Genomic DNA, 15,227 nt, shown 5'->3' on the forward strand with positions numbered 1-15,227 from the left:
AAAAGTATCCCTATACTTATTTGCCACCCTGCAAACTCAGATGATTGTCCCCAGACTGAATCAATTTGCTCAAGTCAGCAACGGCGCTAGCATACTGAGGATCAGCTAATGTCGCCACAGTTCGGTTTTGCAATAATGCTTTCTGTTGTGCCTCGCTTAACTCCACGGTAATATCTGGGGCAATGCCGACATGATTGATATCTCGACCTTTGGGTGTGTAGTATTTTGCGATCGTTAGTTTCAGCGCCGAACCATCATCGAGTGGCTCTACAGCTTGAACTAAACCCTTACCGAAGGTGCGAGTCCCGACTAATGTGGCGCGACGATCATCTTGCAGCGCTCCCGAAAGAATTTCGCTGGCGCTGGCAGATCCCTTATCGACTAGTATCACTAAGGGTTTGTTGGTGAGAGGATGTCCCGACGCATTGTAGTTTTCCTTAACTTTGTCTCGATTTACCAAAGACACGATCGCACCTTGCTTCAACCACATACTGGCAATTTGCAAACTCGCATCTAGCAGTCCACCTGGATCGGAACGCAGATCCAGAACGTAGCCTTGTACTTGCTGTTTTTCTAATGCTTGAATTGCCTGACGCATCTCTGCGGGGGCTGTTTCAGTAAACTCTGGCAAACGAATGTAACCAATCTTCCCTGCTTCCGTTGTTTGCGTGTTATAAGTTACAGGATGGATAGCAATATTGGCGCGGGTCAGGTTGAAATTTTGGGATTGCTTACCCCGTTGAATCGTCAGTACTACCTTGGTTCCCACCGGGCCAAGAATCCGCTTCACGGCATCCTCAATTTTCATTCCCCGAGTTATTTTACCGTTAATTTGGACAATTACATCGTCCGGCAAAATACCTGCTTTAAAAGCGGGTGTTCCTTCAATGGGGGCGATAACGGTTAAAGCTTTAGTTTTTTCATTTTCTGCTAGTTCCAGCCCTACACCACTGAGGTTGCCAGAAAGATCGCTATTGAGGGCTTGGTATTCCTGGGGGTCGAAAAACTCAGTGTAGCGATCGCCTAATTTCCCCACCATTTCTTGAATCGCCCCATAAGCCTCTTTCTTGGAACTATAGGAACGGCTAAGATATTGCTGTCGAATCGCTTTCCAATCTTGATGGTTAAAGCTGACATCAACATAATTTTTATCTAAAATTTGCCACACCTCATCCACCAGCTTTTGGGGGCTAGGTTGGGTTATACCTAGAGCTTTGGAAGCGTAGATACCAGTTACTGCAAGGATTGCTGCCATAGCAGCGATTTCTATCTTGACGATGAATTTTTGCTTGAACATACTTTAACCATTAAAGAAAAATACAGAATCCAGAATCCACAATGCAATCAGTGGGGGAATAAATACCCGCAGTCAGATATAATTTATGGCTTTATTCTGACGAATGACTCGTGGATTCTGTTTTGATAAAACTACTAGTACCGCTTCTCTACAAGACGCTACGCAAAGTTTTAATTCGTAATTCTTAATTACCATTGCGTCAGGGTTTTAGACATTTTAAATGGGTGGCTTATTTACGCTGAACTGGACTAGGAATTATCTGGAGATTGCCCTTTACGGTGGGGATAGGCAGTCTTAAAAATCTCCTGAATTTTAGTCTTTTGTTCAGGAGTCAGATTCAGGCTCAACACTGCTTTACGCATTTTTTCACCTTGTTGCAATTTCGCTGACAATTCTTTTACCTGATCTGGGGTCAAAACTGCCTCAATTTGCTTGCGAACTGCTTCGCGTTTTTGAGCGCGTTCCGGCGTATTCGATGGAGAAGGATTTGTCGTAGAAGTGTCAGATACCTTTGTCCCAGAGTCGCCTCCTTGAGACACATCTGGAGACTTAGAACTGCTGCAACCTGTCATTCCTACGATGAAGATAGTTGCAAATAGAAGCGTTGGTAAAATTATCTGTTTTTTAATCATTTACTTCTCTTGTTTTTGTTGTTCCGACTATCAAGACTTACACAAACAATAGCCTAAATTCTGATTTTCAGTAGGGGAAATTCATGAATTAACCCTACTATCCAGTTACATCAGCTAATCTTAGAAGTTGGAATAGGTTTGTGCATGAGCTAGAATTCCTAACCTGGCTAGTAAAAAAGTACTAAAGTTATTGTGACTTTTTTCCTAACTTAGAAATCGTTAATCAGTCGGAAAGACTCTATCAATAGTAGAGACAGATTCGCTATATAGGAAGAAGAGTTTCAGGGAGCATCTCAATGAGTGCAAATATACCTGCCGATTAGAAATCGCGGCTATACAAACTTTCCTCCGCGCAGACGGACTCAAGGAATTGGCAACCGACCTTCGTGGGTTTTGTCTGTATAGCCAAGCCACTCTGACTTTTCACGGGATCTGGAAAACCTCTCTCCTGCAAGGCTACGGTGTACACACAAGTTGAATTACCCCCCTTAATCCCCCCGATATATTGGCTACGGTGTACACACAAGTCGAAAAAAGCTCGATTTCTCATTCCCATTGTTCTCTCGTTCTCTCGTTACCATGAAGAGCATGGGAATGGCTGATTGGGGGCTACCGCTTCCAGTCAAGACATTGAGCCAGAGACTCAATGAATGCATTCCCAGGCGGCAGCCCAGGAAGGAGTAAAGCCTTATCAAGTTAGGTTTTTAGGACTTGTGCGTACACCGTAGCTTAGAAAGGGGGAAAAAAGAAATCTAGTTCCCTCCCCAATATATCGGGGAGGGTTAGGGTGGGGTGTTCGCATAGCTTCTCCCCCTGGGAGAAGCAACTGGCGCGCGAATTTTATTCGCCCAGTTCTGCGACTTCTTCAAAAAGCCGAGAATTTCAAACCCCCACTAGCACTTTATATTTTCAAAAGGACTGATGTGTTGTTTAACTATTTCCCTCTAAAATTGTGAAAATACCTATGGTTCTGTTAGAAAGGCCATTGAGTTGGAACAGTTCTATGGTTCGCTTGACCTACCCATCCTTTCGTCTGTTGCTTTACCTAGAGTGGCTGTTATTAGCCACGGCAATGTTCATGGAAGTTCTGCTGCCCTTTGAGCTGTCCTGGTCGTTGCTGCTACGAGTTGTCGTGATTGCAACCTTCAGCTTGATGGGCTTGAGACTACCAATGGTTAAGCTGGAAACCAAATTATTTTATACAGCCCTGGAATTCATTTTAATTTTGCTGCCAGCGACTCAACATGGCTTATCTAGTCGCTCGGTTTTTCTGCTGTGCCTAGTACTGGTGATGCGGAGTTGTCTGGTCTTTAAGCAATCGGGACAGTTGGTTGTCTTGGGTTTATCTCTGCTTACTTATGGAACACTGCTTTTGTCAAGACCCATTGTACCTGAGAATTTTATGCCAGATAAGCTGATCGCCATGTCCTGGGATTGGCGATTAAGTAATATATTATTGTTTAGCTTAACGTTAGTATTCGCTTTATTATTAATTAACGCTTTGCTTGCAGAGCGGCAAAGTCGAGAGCAGTTAGAAATTGCCCATCAGCAATTAGAGATGATCAATCAACAACTGTGTCAGTACGCGCTACGGATTGAAGATCAGGCAACTTTGCAGGAACGCAACCGAATTGCCCGCGAAATTCATGACGGGTTGGGACACACTCTCGCCGCCCAAACTATTCAGATTAATAATACTCTGTTGTTCTGGCAATCAAATAATGACAAAGCATTGACATTTCTCAAACAGGCAAAAGAACAGGGGGCTGAGGCGCTGCTGGAAATTCGGCGATCGCTTTCTGTTTTGCGTTCAAATCCTTTGCAAGGGCAATCTCTCAAATCAGCCATTGAAAAACTGTTGACAGATTTTCAGCAAACCACAGGTATTGAACCGTCCTGTAAAATTGATGTCCCGTACACTTTACCAACAGAAGTAAACACTGCCCTGTACCGCATTGTGCAAGAATCGCTGACAAATATTTGCAAACACGCCCAAGCGACGAGTGTCACTGTTGAAATAGTGGCTCACTCTGGGATGATTCATCTGTCAGTGGAAGATAATGGAAAAGGGTTTAACCCCACTCAAAATACAACTGGGTTTGGGTTACAAGGGATGCGAGAACGGTCGGTTGCACTAGGCGCCCAGTTGAATCTTCATAGTCAACTAGGAACAGGTTGCTGTATTTCTGTTTCTTTGCCACTCTCAAAGCTGTTGGTGTTTTAGCTTATGATTCAGATTTTATTAGTTGACGATCAGCATCTCATTCGCCAGGGACTTAAGAGTATGCTGGAGTCGAATGCAGAGATGCAGGTAATCGGTGAGGCGGAGAATGGGCAACGGGCACTCGAACAAATTGCCGCACTACAACCCGATATTGTGCTAATGGATATTCGGATGCCCGTAATGGATGGAGTGGCCACAACAAAAGCGATCGCTCAACAATATCCTGACATTAAGGTTCTCGTCCTCACCACCTTCGATGATGATGAGTATGTTTTCCAGGCGATGCGGCTGGGTGCAAAGGGCTATTTGCTCAAGGATACCGAACCAGATGAACTAATGTTGGCAATTCGATCTGTCTACAAGGGACAAACCCTACTCGGCCCAGGATTGTTTGAGAAAGCACTCACGCCTATTGCCGCACCTGTCGCGTCTGTGCAAACTCCTCCAGAATTGGCGCAACTCACACCCAGAGAATTAGATGTATTACGGTTAATTGCTTGTGGAGCCAATAACCGTGAAATTGCTGAATCGCTGTTTCTTTCAGAAAATACTGTTAAAAATTATGTGACAAATATTCTGAGTCGCTTGAGTTTACGCGATCGCACTCAAGCCGCTTTATTTGCCCATTCGTTGTTTGGTGGACTTAAATAATTGAAGGAGGCAGAAGGAGTTTTTCAGTTGGGGATTCGACCCTACTGATTTAGCAGCCCTGAACGAGAGTTCAATGGGGGTCTTAAACCCAAGGTCAGCAATGCTTCGCGACTGTTACAGAGTGCAGTTTTTCTCCAACATCCTCGATAAACTAGGTGACATACTCCACACACTCCTAAGAGTGAGTGTGGGCTTCTCAATGACTCTTCTATGAAGACATTAATTGAGCTTTAAGGGCGTGTGTCCCACGCGCCTTTATATTTATACTTGCATTTAGATCACGACATAAACTGACTTTACAGTTAGGACAGTCATGAGTTCTTTGAGATAAAGTCTTTTTAACTCTAGTTCCACAGTTAGAACATTCAATACTTGTGCCATTTGGATTTATTGCAACTACTTTCAAACCAGCGTTTTCGGCTTTGACTGTAAGTATTGAAATAAATTGACTCCAAGCAGCGTCACTAACACTTTTAGCTAGTCTAGACTTAGCAAGACCTTTAATATTTAATTTTTCAACAGCTATAACATCATAATTTTTTAGTAAATTATTAGCCGTTTTAAAGTGAAAATCTTTTCTGGTATCGGCAACTTTTTTATGTTGTTTTCCTAATTTAACAATTGCCTTTTTACGACGATTAGATCCTTTTTTACGTCTAGAAACTTTACGCTGTGCTGATTTTAATCTGCGTTCAGATTTTCGTAAAAACTTAGGTGCTTTCACTTTAGATCCGTCTGAAGCAACATAAAAATCAATTAAACCAACATCAATACCAACAATATTATTAGCATTAAAGTCAGGCTTAATTGTTGGGACTGTTTGATCATCAAGACTTAGAGTGACATAGTAGCCATCAGCTTTTTTGGTGACAGAAACAGTTTTAATCTTAAATCCGTCTGGTATTTGTCGATGAACAATTACTTTTACACTACCAATTTTTGAAAGGGTAATTCTGTTGTTAATGAAATGAGCTTGATTAAATTGTGAGTAAGTAAAAGTTTTGTACTGACCTTTACCCTTAAAACGTGGTTTACCAGATTTTTTACCGTTAACATCTCCTTTGATCCAACGATCAAAAGTAATTTCAACTTTTTTAGGTATTTCTTGTAAGACTTGAGAGTGGATATCTTTATACCAGGGTCTATCCTTTTTAAGTTGGACTAAAGAAGCCTTTTGGCTGTAATAATTCGGTTGATTTTTTAATTCTGGTAGGTGAGAAACGATTAAAGAGCATCGGTCTATTGAACACCTGTTCATTTCATACCAATCAAATCTTTGAGCAAGCTGATAATTATATTGATATCTAAGCATTTCAAGCGTATTATCAATCTTTTCAGCCTGTTCTTTATTTGGTTTAATTTTGTACTGGTAAGATGTTTTCACATTTTTATTGCTTTTTCGACCTGTAAATAGTATAACATGAATGTATAGTCAATGTGTAGATAATTATGAAAAACAAAGCATTAAATTTAAGGATATCTGAAAGGCGTTTAAATAAGTTACGCTTATACTCGGTTCAAAAAGATATGACAATGACAAGGATTTTAGAAGATTTTATAGACTCTTTAAAACTTGAAAATGGTGATTCATCATCGACACCTTAACTAATTTAAACCTGTGGTTTAAATTAGTTAAGGTATCAATTCTTCATCACCCAAAAATTCATCCCACACTCCCCTTCGGGTGAGATGTGGGGCTTCTTTTCGTTTGAGCTAAAACCTTTTTACCTCCTGCCTGATCTCGACGACAAATTGCATTCATGCGCTGACGGATATATTGGCGGATTTCGTGTGAGTATACCTATATTCATAGGCAGATAGGAATATGCTTTACCGCTCTCATCTCAGCAATTAGATAGTTGAAAAGAGATTTGCCTAAATGTTTTAATGTCATTACAGTTGTTTTCAGGTAAATAGACCACGCTGTAGAGGCAATTCATGAATTGCCCTAACGACAGATATGGTTTAAATACATCTACATGAAAGAATTTGCAATTAAATCTCAGCCTATTCTCAGTAGGCCGACGCGGCAACTTTTGTAAGTTAATAATTTTTAGCTAAGTGGCAATTTCAAATCATGGAAAATACATTAGTTGATAAAACCTTCCGTGACGGCAATGGCAAAATTGTTTTAGCTCAGATGCCAAACCTACCACTTATTGTTTGGATAGTAGCTAGTTTACTATCTCTAATTTTTACAAGTGGTAAAACCAATACGGTTTTAGACTTACTGGCAAATGGCTCCTTGTTTACTTGGGCTTGGCTAGAATTATTTCAAGGTGTTAATTATTTTCGGAGAGCGCTAGGTCTTGCCGTATTGATTGGTATTATCGCCTCAAAAATTATGTAATTATAACAATAAATATGTTCCCGAACACATCATTACTTATGCGAAGTTAAAAATATGACTAAAGTCATACTGTAATTATGACTTTTTTACACTGTGTCTTTTGATCTAGTATTTTAAACTGAGAGTAATACAGCAAATCAATTAAGTAGGGGCAATACATGAATTGCTCCTCCAGTAAATAAGGGTTTCGGCTATTGTTTGCCTAAGTCCTTAATATATGTCCACAAATTGTTGAGAGATGCTGTAGAAAACTTAAGCAAATTAATTAATGGAGATTTGAACATGAAACGTATCATCTTAGGTGCATTACTTGCTCTCCCATTTGCAATTTCTTCCTTACCATCACAGGCATCAGCAGCAGAGATAATTGTCAAACCGAGCGGACATACATTTGTTGCTGCCCGATATCAACGGAGGTTAATTCCTGCACATTGGCAAACAGTACGGCGTGGTCACAGGTTGGTTAAAGTTCGTGTTCCGGCTCGTTATGTAAATGTAAGAGTTTAATATCTCGAATAGAGACTAACAACTCTAATAGAGTTGTTAGTCTCTACTAGGGAAAACTTTGCTTAATGACAAGACTTATAAAGTGAATAAAAGCATCTTGATTGAGTCAATTTAATTAACATGAACATATATAAAAATTCTCGAATTCTTAAAAAACTTCTTATATTTCTACTTACAGCTACTTTAGCGACAGCCTGTAATTCTATCAAGGCTGAAGAAACAAGTATAACTAAAGAAAAAATCGTCAGTGGTGATAATTATGGAGAGCTACAGAATCAAGGAAAGTTACGTACTTACTATTTTTACACTCCAAAATCTTATAATCCAGACCGCCCGATGCCCTTAGTTTTAGTGTTTCATGGAGATGATGGTAGTGGTCGGTCTATAAGTAATGTAACTCGGTTCAATGAATTAGCAGATAAAAAAGGATTTATTGTTGTTTATCCAGATGGAATTAACCAAAAATGGAGCCTTAGAGGTAACGCTCAAGGAAGGGTAGATGATGTTTTGTTTGTCAGTGCTTTGCTAGATCATCTGAAGCAGCAAATGAATATTGATGGTCATAAAGTTTATGCCACCGGCTTTTCTAGAGGTGGAATACTTACCCAAGCACTGGCTTGTAAGTTACCTGATAAAATTGCTGGTTTTGCATCAGTAGCAGGTTCGCTCCCAGTTAGACTCAAACCTAATTGCCAACCTCCAACTCCCGTATCGATGTTAATGATTAACGGTACAAACGATCGCGATGTACTTTATGAAGGTGATGACCACACTCAACGAGGAGCGCTGGTTTCGATCTCAGATATGGTAGACTTTTGGCGATCGCACGATCAATGTACCTCATCAAGTGGATCTTTGCAGTTTTCTGAAGATAAAGTGAAAACCTCTCTCTACAAAGGTTGTATGGGTAATTCAGAAGTCTGGGAGCTAGCGGTAGTAAACGGTGGACATTTCTGGCCTGGTGGTTTTTCAACTGACAAGAGCCTAAATAAATTCAATGCTAAACTGGGGCTGAACGCCAGTGAAACAATTTGGAACTTTTTTCAACGTCACAGTCAGTAGTCCGAAAAGTTTTGCAAACAGCTAACGGGGAAGCAAGCTACAAGAACAAACGATTAGAGATATCAGTGAAAAAGAATGTAGAGACGTAGCAGTGCTACATCTCTACACGGATTCTGAATAAAGTTGGTTTACTATGTTTAAGGCTAGAATTTATTTGAAATCTCCTGAAGAAGCGGAGTAAACCATTTTATTTAAGAGCTTCTAAAGTCCGGCGTCCAATTATTCCGTCTGCTCTCAATCCTTTAGATTTCTGAAATTTGATTACTGCTGCACGAGTCCTGTTATCAAACACACCATTCACATTTGCTGTATAGAATCCTTGCTGCTTTAAAGAATTCTGAGCAGTTTTCACTGTCTCTCCCCTGCTACCTACTGTAAGTACATTACGAGTACTACGCCTTGCCATAGTATTGCCGTTATGCTTGGCATTCGGCTTGTGCATAGCACCAGGCTTTTTCATCATGCTGCTTTGGGGAGTACTTTGGGCGATCTGGGTAGCAGTAGCCGGATTTTGGCTTTTATTATTAGTCAAAGAATAAGCAGGCAGAGCCGCAGCTAGAGTCAAAGCAGGGAGCAAAGCAAGTACTTTCCAATTCATCTTTTTGTTCCTTCCAACTATATGAAATTTTGCAATTTGGATTTGAAGAGTCATCTTTATAAGGGCTTGTACCTTATAGTGATTATCGTCAGTAGACTCTGGTGTGTGGGTTTAGTATAAGACTATTTTCTAACCCAGAACTATAGCATCACACATCGTATTGACAAAGCTATTGCAAAATCATGACAAAAGCATGACTAAATTGATTAAGATTTATGTTGCATCAGGTCGCGCTCTTGATTTATGAAAATTCCCTAATATCATTCTGGATAGCAACTTTTCCAGTCACTCGGCATTGGGCGACCTTTTCCAGGCAAAATTAGGTGGTATTCCAATACGGTTCGGTTAAGGCAAGAGACGCGATTAGCGACGTGTCATCAAAAAACCTGATCCGAACCGTATTGGGTGGTATTCCTGTAATTTTGACTTCGGCTCCTGGTAAATATGATGGGCTAGACCTACGCAGTTTGTCACTGTTAATCCAATAGCTCGAATTCTTTGCACCTGTACATTGTTACCGAGCTATCCGCGCCGAGAAACTCCACCCCAGGTGTCTGTAGAGGGATAGCCGCCCCGCCGCTTTAGTCATTAGTCAAAAGTCATTGGTCATTGGTACTAATGACTAAAAACTCCATCCCGCAAGTGGGGTGGAGTTTTTTATCAATCAAAGCTCTTTTTTATCCTCCGAACCCAACATTTTCAATAACTTTCTCGCAACTAAAATGCCTACAACTCCCGCGCCAACCACCTCCACTGCTTGGACAACTTTTTTGCCCACATCTTTAGGGTCAAGGTGGTGATGAAAAATCTCTTCATCCAGCCATTCAGTAGCAGCTTTAAAATCATGAATTGGAGTTGGTAATAGCGTTAAATAAGTGGCTTGACGGATTAAATGTCCGGCTTGGCCTGCAACTTCAAAAACATCCAAAAGGTTAGCAGCAGCATCATTTAACCCCAATTTTAAGAGAGTTCCGCGTATATTTACCTTTACTGGTTTGAGGTCTTCGCCCAACGCTAATGCTTTCAAATTTTGGGCAATATTAGCACCTTGCTGATAAGCAACTTGGGCTGTTGACGATAGTGGTTTATCCTGAACTGCTGCACAATCCCCGCCTGCAAAGACTTCTGGAAAGTCGAGTAGTTGCATTGTGGGAGTAACTAAAAGGCGATCGCTATGATCTCGATGTTCTGGGGAAATTGGTAAATCTTTAATCAGTGGATTAATAGAAGTACCAGCTGTCCAGATTGTGGTATGGGTTAGCAATGTCTCAATTTGCTCATTACGCTTATATTCAATGGCGTTGGCGTGAATAGTAGTGGCTTCTGCACCCGTAATAATTTCAATTGGTCTAGTGCGTTTTTGTAATTCTTTCTCAGCAATTTCGCGCAGAGGAGCGTTAACATCACCGTTGAGGATTTCTTTACCGTGATTGAGCAACACCACACGGATTTCATCAGAATTTCCTCCCAAAGCAGTATACCAATGTGGGAGTAAATCAGCTAAGGTACCTGCCATTTCTACACCACTTGCACCGCCACCAACTATGACTACTGTTAGCAGTTGACGACGTTGTTCTGGATCTTGAGTTTGTACCGCTTGTTGCAAGCAGTCGCGCAAATGACGATCAATAGCGATCGCATCTTCTTGTGTCCAAAAAGGTAAAGCGTATTCTTTAGCACCTTCAACATGACGATAACCAGTAATGCTACCCAAGGCTAAGACTAAGTTACTGTAGTTGTAAGAGTTTCCCGAAGCTAATTTGACTTGTTGTTGATGCAAGTCTATTGATTGCACTGCATCTTGAACAAAGATCACACCACTACCTTTAAGCAATTCGGAAAAACGCGGTACTACTTGAAAAGCATCCATCTCGCCACTGAAATATTCGTAGAGTAAGGGCTTAAAGCAAAAGCGCTCATTTTGATCGATCAAAATTACCGAGCGAGGATAATTTTCATGAGCTAAGTTTAAGGCTGTGAATAAGCCTGTGAACCCACCACCGACAATGACAGTTTGATAAACTGGGCTGTTCATAAAATATTCTCCAAAGTCTCAGGAATTTTCTCGGATGTTACGCACTTAGATTCAGAGTTTTTGTCTCATATAGAGGCGCAAAGAAAGAGTCTAAAAATAGAAAAGACAAATGACCAATAACAAATTCGCTATATGAATAAAAACAAACCAATTAAAAAGATACTGAGGATAATAGCAAACCCAATAGCATATTCTACTCTGCGACTAAAAAATCCTACAGCAGCAATTAGAGCGATCGCTAGCCCAATAATGCCAATATATTGCTCTTTTTGTAACCCACGGGCAATGAGTGGGTCTTTACCTGGTGCTGGTGTTTCTTGAATTGCTTTTGGGGCGAGTTCTGATGCTGGTAGTTCTTGGATGAATAAATTCATAAAGTTACTCCTGAAAATACTTGGGCTTTCTGAATAGTTTATGCTTTCCACAGGTAGAGAAGTGAGAAAAGGAAGACCCAAACTACATCAACAAAGTGCCAAAATAGAGTGGTGGCGCTTGTACCGAAGTGAGTCTTATTATAATTGCCTGGAATGAATGACCGAATCAGCATAATTATCTGAAGCACAACACCAGCTAGAACGTGTAAACCGTGGAAACCTGTCAATAAGTAGAATGTAGAACCAACTAATCCGGTAGTGAGCTTGAAATCAAGATTTTTCCACTCAATTAATAGACCAATTAAGAAGTAAGTTCCCATTGCGATCGTTGTCAGCCATAGCCAGCGAAATTTCTTCAGTTTATTACGCTTGAGAGCATTTTCTGCTATTTGAATAACAAAGCTGCTAGAAAGTAATACTACCGTATTAATCATCACGGCTTTAGACAATTCTGGGCCAGAAATACCGGGCGGTAGCCAGTTAGTAGTATTCAGTCGCAGAGCAACATAAGTAAAGATGAAACTCAAAAAAATGATGCTTTCTGACAGCAGGAACACGGTAAACCCGAACATTCCTTTGCCATGATGATCTTCATGACTCCCGCCACCACTTGGCAAGAAGCGCTGTAACCAATTCGGTAAGCGTCGCCGCCACTGATCAAAACGGATCGGACTTTCATCTACATGGATGCTGCGATGTTGCATGATTTTGGCGATTGGGATTGAATAATTTATAACTATGACCTCTCTCCAAACCTCTCTCCTTTTAGGAGAGAGGCTTTGAAATCTTACTCCCCTTCCCTTGTAGGGAAGGGGCTGGGGGTTAGGTCTGTATTGAACTCAACTGAGAACGGCTATATATATCTGATTCCCAGTCGCCATTCCCCAATCCCTATTCCCTAGTCAGACTCACCATTATCAGAATTTTCCACGAATGAGTATTTGGGATCGCCGTAGTCGTAAGGAGGTCTGTTGACAACAGGAATCTCTTCAAAGTTATCTCGTGGTGGTGGTGAAGAAGTTGTCCATTCCAATCCTGTAGCGTGCCAGGGATTATCAACTGCCTTCGCTCCATATAGCCAGGAACCGACAATGTTAGCAATAAATGGCAGCGTAGATGCTCCCAGTAAGAATGACCCAAGGCTAGCGATGACGTTCCAACCCTGATACTGGGGATCGTAGGAGGAAACTCGCCGCAGCATCCCTTGCAAACCTAATGGGTGCATGGAAAAGAAGGTGATATTGGCAGGAATAAAGGTCAACCAGAAATGCAGCTTACCCCAACCTTCAGCGTACATTCTTCCAGTTATTTTGGGAAACCAAAAGTAAATGGCTGCAAAAATTGCCATCGTGATGGTATTAAAAACGATGTAGTGGAAGTGACCCACGACAAAGTAAGTATTATTGACGTGGATATCAAATGGGGTGGCGGCAAGCATTACACCTGTGACACCACCAAAAATAAACATCGCTGCACCTCCCATTGCAAATAGCATTGGTGTCTCTAGGTGCAATTTGCTCCTCCAGATTGTGGCAGTCCAAGCAAATGCCTTAACACCAGTGGGTATGGCTACTAACATTGAAGTAGCCATGAAGGTCATCCGCATCCAGCCGGGGGTTGCACTGGTGAACATGTGATGTACCCAAACAAAGATGCTAATCACAGCAATACCTAAAGTGGCGATCGCCACTGACCGATAACCAAATAGAGGATTGCGAGAAAAGGCTGGCAGAACTTCCGCAATAATACCGAAGGCTGGTAGTGCCATGATATAAACTGCTGGGTGTGAATAAAACCAGAATAAATGCTGGTAAATGATGGGGTCGCCACTTCCTTCAGGTTTAAAAAATTGTGTCCCGAAGGAGAGGTCAAGTAACAGTAGTATCAATGCCGCCGTCAAGGAAGGCAAATTAATTAACTGCAACATTTGGGCACTAAAAACCGACCACACAAAGACCGGCATTCGGAAAAATGTCATCCCTGGTGCCCGCATCCAAAAGATGGTAGTTACAAAGTTGACAGCCCCCATAATTGAAGAGATGCCGATTAGCACTAGGCTAACTATCCAAATAAATTGACCGTTAATCAAGTGACCGGCCAGAACTTGCAGACTAACTGGTGGATAAGACCACCAACCAGCTTGTGCAGTGCCGTTAGGTAGCAAGAAGCTAGACAGTAGGAGAAGACCGGCTGGTGGTAGAATCCAAAAAGAGATGGCGTTGAGCAGGGGAAAAGCCATATCCCGCGCTCCAATCATCAGTGGCACTAGGTAGTTAGAAAGACCTGCATTGAAGGGAATAATCCACAGGAAAATCATGATTGTCCCGTGCATGGTGAATAAACCATTGTAGAGGGGGCGGTCAACTAAATTTGATTCTGGGGTGAGTAATTCCGCCCGGATAATCATCGCCAACAGCCCGCCGAGAAGAAAGAAAATGAAGGTCATCACCATGTACTGAACACCGATCACTTTATGATCAGTGCTGAAGCTGAAATATTCCCGCCAGTTATTCTCAGGTTCTCTATTATTGGCTATAGCTTCACTCAAATCATGTGTCATTATTTATCTTCCTTTCATTGGCTACGGCAGGTTGTGCAGGTGTGACGGTGTACCAACCGCTTTTAAATAATGTCTTTGGTGGTTGGATATTTTCGGCAACTGCCTGATTTGGAGCGAAAGTGCGATCGCTAGACACTGTTTGCGCGAGCCACTGACTATACTTATCAAGGGATTCAACATACACATCTGCTTCCATCAAGGCAAAGTAAGCACCACTGAATTGAGAATCTTTCAGTCGATATTTACCTTGACGAATGGGTGTGATCACAATTTCAATGTTCCGCCCTGGAATAATATCTTGCTTTAAGCGAAACTCAGGAACGTAGAAGCCGTGGATTACTTTCTCTGCTTGCATCTTTAAGCGAGTGCTGCGATTGAGCGGCAAGTGTAATTCCTTGCTGGTAACATTATTGGGATAGCGAAAAGACCAATCCCATTGCCTAACGAAAACATCAATTGTTTCAGATGCAGGTTTGGGGATGTCGCTGACGTTGGCAGCGTAGGCGGGTGCAGATTCTAGGGGTGTGTGCAAATGCACAATTTGATTTAAACCCAAAATATTTAACTGCTGATAAATATTGAAGCTTTGAAAGGCAATCCATATTACTAACAAAGTCGGGGTAGCTGTCCACAATATTTCTAGCCTCCCATCACCTCTAGAGGGGTGTCCCTCGGTGTAGTCTTCGGGGGGGGCGCGATGGAAGGCGATCGCATACACCATCACACCAACCAGCCCAAGTAAAATGAATACTCCAATTGAGACTAAAAAGCTAAATAAATCATCTACCCGTTGGGATTCTGCTGTCGCCTGGGGAGGCATCCAAGAAAACGCTTGCTGTCCAATCCACCGACTGACAATCATCAGCACTGCTACATAAATCGCTATTAGTACATATTCAAAAATGCTAAACATAATAATCTTATATAAGAGTGCTTT

At 41.6% G+C, this 15,227-nt stretch carries 15 protein-coding genes; 6 read left to right on the forward strand and 9 right to left on the reverse strand.

Going from position 1 to position 15,227, the window contains the following annotated elements; genetic code table 11:
- Window positions 1–16 precede the first annotated feature (16 nt).
- Window positions 17–1,297, reverse strand: a complete 1,281-nt coding sequence (locus tag V7K97_RS29195; RefSeq protein ID WP_334804453.1) for a S41 family peptidase — start codon at window positions 1,295–1,297, stop codon at window positions 17–19.
- 248 nt (window positions 1,298–1,545) lie between these two features.
- The gene (locus tag V7K97_RS29200; RefSeq protein WP_334804455.1) at window positions 1,546–1,929 is read right to left on the reverse strand and encodes a hypothetical protein; all 384 of its coding nucleotides are present in this window, start codon (window positions 1,927–1,929) and stop codon (window positions 1,546–1,548) included.
- A gap of 1,003 nt (window positions 1,930–2,932) precedes the next feature.
- Between V7K97_RS29200 and V7K97_RS29205 the strand changes: the two genes are divergently transcribed.
- Both V7K97_RS29205 and V7K97_RS29210 read left to right on the forward strand, forming a co-directional pair.
- Window positions 2,933–4,153 carry a sensor histidine kinase gene (locus V7K97_RS29205; protein WP_334804457.1) on the forward strand — a complete coding sequence of 407 codons (1,221 nt, stop codon included), beginning with the start codon at window positions 2,933–2,935 and terminating at the stop codon, window positions 4,151–4,153.
- Between the two features lie 3 nt (window positions 4,154–4,156).
- Complete coding sequence (locus tag V7K97_RS29210; RefSeq protein WP_334804459.1) at window positions 4,157–4,804, forward strand: response regulator transcription factor; 648 nt, start codon at window positions 4,157–4,159, stop codon at window positions 4,802–4,804.
- A 208-nt stretch (window positions 4,805–5,012) separates the two neighbouring features.
- Here V7K97_RS29210 and V7K97_RS29215 read toward each other — a convergent pair whose 3' ends face one another.
- Window positions 5,013–6,188 (reverse strand): RNA-guided endonuclease InsQ/TnpB family protein, encoded by a 1,176-nt coding sequence (locus V7K97_RS29215; RefSeq protein ID WP_334804461.1) that lies wholly within the window; start codon window positions 6,186–6,188, stop codon window positions 5,013–5,015.
- A 693-nt stretch (window positions 6,189–6,881) separates the two neighbouring features.
- Here V7K97_RS29215 and V7K97_RS29220 point away from each other — a divergent pair.
- The 3 genes from V7K97_RS29220 (at window position 6,882) to V7K97_RS29230 (ending at window position 8,723) form a co-directional block, all read left to right on the forward strand.
- The gene (locus V7K97_RS29220; RefSeq protein WP_334804463.1) at window positions 6,882–7,154 is read left to right on the forward strand and encodes a hypothetical protein; all 273 of its coding nucleotides are present in this window, start codon (window positions 6,882–6,884) and stop codon (window positions 7,152–7,154) included.
- Between the two features lie 282 nt (window positions 7,155–7,436).
- Window positions 7,437–7,661 carry a hypothetical protein gene (locus tag V7K97_RS29225; RefSeq protein ID WP_334804464.1) on the forward strand — a complete coding sequence of 75 codons (225 nt, stop codon included), beginning with the start codon at window positions 7,437–7,439 and terminating at the stop codon, window positions 7,659–7,661.
- 120 nt (window positions 7,662–7,781) lie between these two features.
- The gene (locus V7K97_RS29230) at window positions 7,782–8,723 is read left to right on the forward strand and encodes an extracellular catalytic domain type 1 short-chain-length polyhydroxyalkanoate depolymerase (protein ID WP_334804465.1); all 942 of its coding nucleotides are present in this window, start codon (window positions 7,782–7,784) and stop codon (window positions 8,721–8,723) included.
- Between the two features lie 187 nt (window positions 8,724–8,910).
- On the opposite strand, the gene V7K97_RS29235 is transcribed toward V7K97_RS29230, so the two are convergent.
- Window positions 8,911–9,321 carry a peptidoglycan-binding domain-containing protein gene (locus V7K97_RS29235; RefSeq protein WP_334804466.1) on the reverse strand — a complete coding sequence of 137 codons (411 nt, stop codon included), beginning with the start codon at window positions 9,319–9,321 and terminating at the stop codon, window positions 8,911–8,913.
- Window positions 9,322–9,644: 323 nt separating this feature from the next.
- On the opposite strand from V7K97_RS29235, the gene V7K97_RS29240 reads away from it, so the two are divergent.
- On the forward strand, window positions 9,645–9,809 hold the full coding sequence (locus tag V7K97_RS29240) for a hypothetical protein (RefSeq protein ID WP_334804468.1): 165 nt from the start codon (window positions 9,645–9,647) through the stop codon (window positions 9,807–9,809).
- 176 nt (window positions 9,810–9,985) lie between these two features.
- Here the strand turns inward: V7K97_RS29240 and V7K97_RS29245 are convergent, their stop codons facing one another.
- The 5 genes from V7K97_RS29245 to V7K97_RS29265 form a co-directional block, all read right to left on the reverse strand.
- The gene (locus V7K97_RS29245; protein ID WP_334804470.1) at window positions 9,986–11,356 is read right to left on the reverse strand and encodes an NAD(P)/FAD-dependent oxidoreductase; all 1,371 of its coding nucleotides are present in this window, start codon (window positions 11,354–11,356) and stop codon (window positions 9,986–9,988) included.
- Between the two features lie 128 nt (window positions 11,357–11,484).
- Window positions 11,485–11,730, reverse strand: coding sequence for a hypothetical protein (locus tag V7K97_RS29250; protein ID WP_334804472.1), 246 nt, complete (start codon window positions 11,728–11,730; stop codon window positions 11,485–11,487).
- Between the two features lie 38 nt (window positions 11,731–11,768).
- Entirely contained in the window at window positions 11,769–12,434 is a 666-nt protein-coding gene (locus V7K97_RS29255; protein WP_334804474.1) for a cytochrome c oxidase subunit 3, read from the reverse strand.
- Between the two features lie 194 nt (window positions 12,435–12,628).
- On the reverse strand, window positions 12,629–14,290 hold the full coding sequence (ctaD, locus tag V7K97_RS29260) for a cytochrome c oxidase subunit I (RefSeq protein WP_334804475.1): 1,662 nt from the start codon (window positions 14,288–14,290) through the stop codon (window positions 12,629–12,631).
- A complete protein-coding gene (locus V7K97_RS29265; RefSeq protein WP_334804476.1) occupies window positions 14,280–15,203 on the reverse strand; it encodes a cytochrome c oxidase subunit II in 924 nt (307 codons plus the stop codon). The genes ctaD and V7K97_RS29265 overlap by 11 nt, the downstream gene beginning before the upstream one ends.
- Between the last annotated feature and the right edge of the window lie 24 nt (window positions 15,204–15,227).

Origin of the sequence: Nostoc sp. (assembly GCF_036917815.1) — a bacterium.
Classification (GTDB): Bacteria; Cyanobacteriota; Cyanobacteriia; order Cyanobacteriales; family Nostocaceae; genus Nostoc.

Bases quoted from the DNA above. Each gene is read 5' to 3' on its own strand.
- V7K97_RS29230 (WP_334804465.1), top strand. From the start codon at position 7,782: ATGAACATATATAAAAATTCTCGAATTCTTAAAAAACTTCTTATATTT.
- V7K97_RS29250 (WP_334804472.1), bottom strand. From the start codon at position 11,730: ATGAATTTATTCATCCAAGAACTACCAGCATCAGAACTCGCCCCAAAA.
- V7K97_RS29210 (WP_334804459.1), top strand. From the start codon at position 4,157: ATGATTCAGATTTTATTAGTTGACGATCAGCATCTCATTCGCCAGGGA.
- V7K97_RS29265 (WP_334804476.1), bottom strand. From the start codon at position 15,203: ATGTTTAGCATTTTTGAATATGTACTAATAGCGATTTATGTAGCAGTG.
- V7K97_RS29235 (WP_334804466.1), bottom strand. From the start codon at position 9,321: ATGAATTGGAAAGTACTTGCTTTGCTCCCTGCTTTGACTCTAGCTGCG.
- V7K97_RS29200 (WP_334804455.1), bottom strand. From the start codon at position 1,929: ATGATTAAAAAACAGATAATTTTACCAACGCTTCTATTTGCAACTATC.
- V7K97_RS29245 (WP_334804470.1), bottom strand. From the start codon at position 11,356: ATGAACAGCCCAGTTTATCAAACTGTCATTGTCGGTGGTGGGTTCACA.
- V7K97_RS29205 (WP_334804457.1), top strand. From the start codon at position 2,933: ATGGTTCGCTTGACCTACCCATCCTTTCGTCTGTTGCTTTACCTAGAG.
- V7K97_RS29195 (WP_334804453.1), bottom strand. From the start codon at position 1,297: ATGTTCAAGCAAAAATTCATCGTCAAGATAGAAATCGCTGCTATGGCA.
- V7K97_RS29255 (WP_334804474.1), bottom strand. From the start codon at position 12,434: ATGCAACATCGCAGCATCCATGTAGATGAAAGTCCGATCCGTTTTGAT.
- V7K97_RS29220 (WP_334804463.1), top strand. From the start codon at position 6,882: ATGGAAAATACATTAGTTGATAAAACCTTCCGTGACGGCAATGGCAAA.
- ctaD (WP_334804475.1), bottom strand. From the start codon at position 14,290: ATGACACATGATTTGAGTGAAGCTATAGCCAATAATAGAGAACCTGAG.
- V7K97_RS29225 (WP_334804464.1), top strand. From the start codon at position 7,437: ATGAAACGTATCATCTTAGGTGCATTACTTGCTCTCCCATTTGCAATT.